Raw genomic sequence first — 1,327 nt, forward strand, 5'->3', positions numbered from 1 at the left:
CGGGTCCGGCGGAGCCGGATACGGCTGGTGGCGCGTAGCGTCACCAGGGCCGGGCAGGGCTTCACGCCGGGCGGTTCTGCCGCTCGATGTACTGCTTGACCACGGTGAGCGGGGCGCCGCCGACGGTCCCGGCGAAGTAGGAGCCCGACCACAACTTGTTCGCCCGCCAGTAGTGGCGTACCAGGTCGGGGAACTCCTTGCGCAGTCGGCGGGAGGAGACGCCTTAAGGCCGGTGAGCTGTCGAAGAAGCTGATCACCCAGGCGAAACTGACCGAGGCCCGGTCCTGGCTGGGCGAGGTCTCCGCGGTCGTCCTGCAGCAGTCCCTGCGCGACGCGGAGACCGCGTACCGGAACTTCTTCGCCTCCCTCAAGGGCACCCGCAAGGGCCCCAAGACCGGCCCGCCCCGCTTCAAGTCCCGTAAAGATGCCCGGCAGTCGATCCGGTTCACCGCCAACGCCCGCTGGCACCTCACCGACAGCGGCCGGCTGAACCTGCCGAAGATCGGTCCGGTGAAGGTGAAGTGGTCCCGCACCCTGCCCGCCACCCCGACCTCGGTCACCGTCATCAAGGACGCGGCCGGAAGGTTCTTCGCCTCGTTCGTCATCGACACCGACCCGGCCGCCGACGCCGCCCGGATGCCCGCCAGTGACCGGACAGTCGGCATCGGCCTTGGGCTGACGCACTTCGCCGTCCTCTCCGACGGCACGAAGATCGACTCCCCCAGGTTCCTGCGCCGCGCGGAGAAGAAGCTGAAGAAGGCCCAGCGCGAGCTGTCCCGCAAACAGAAGGGATCCAGCAACCGCGAGAAGGCGCGACTCAAGGTCGCCCGCGCCCACGCACAAGTGACGGACGCCCGCCGTGAGTTCCACCACCAGCTCTCCACTCAGCTGATCTCCGACAACCAAGGGATCGCCGTGGAGGACCTGGCGGTCAAAGGACTGGCGCGCACCAAGCTGGCGAAGAGTGTGCATGATGCGGGCTGGTCGCAGTTCGTACACATGCTGGAATACAAAGCGGCTCGGTACGGGCGGACCCTGGTGAAGATCGGCCGGTTCACACCGACCAGCCAGGTCTGCTCGCGGTGCGGGGCCCAGGACGGCCCCAAGCCCTTGCACATCCGGACCTGGACCTGTGCCGCCTGCGGTGCGGTCCATGACCGGGACCACAACGCCGCGAAGAACGTCAAAACGGCCGCCGGACTGGCGGTGACAGCCTGTGGAGCGCACGTGAGACCAGGACTCGTCCCGGCACAGCGCGACGAAGCAGAAGCCACGGATTCCCGACCCAAGCCCGTGCCGCGTAGCGGCACAGCAACGGAACGGAAGG

At 68.0% G+C, this 1,327-nt stretch carries 2 pseudogenes; one reads left to right on the top strand and one right to left on the bottom strand.

The features are described 5' to 3' along the window. Positions 1–61 precede the first annotated feature (61 nt). Positions 62–220: pseudogene (locus tag STRIP9103_RS18980) on the bottom strand (IS200/IS605 family transposase); the annotation flags it as partial. Positions 221–228: 8 nt separating this feature from the next. Here STRIP9103_RS18980 and STRIP9103_RS18985 point away from each other — a divergent pair. Then, positions 229–1,304, top strand: a pseudogene (locus STRIP9103_RS18985) (RNA-guided endonuclease InsQ/TnpB family protein); the annotation flags it as partial. Between the last annotated feature and the right edge of the window lie 23 nt (positions 1,305–1,327).

Origin of the sequence: Streptomyces ipomoeae 91-03, assembly GCF_000317595.1 — a bacterium.
GTDB lineage: Bacteria > Actinomycetota > Actinomycetes > Streptomycetales > Streptomycetaceae > Streptomyces > Streptomyces ipomoeae.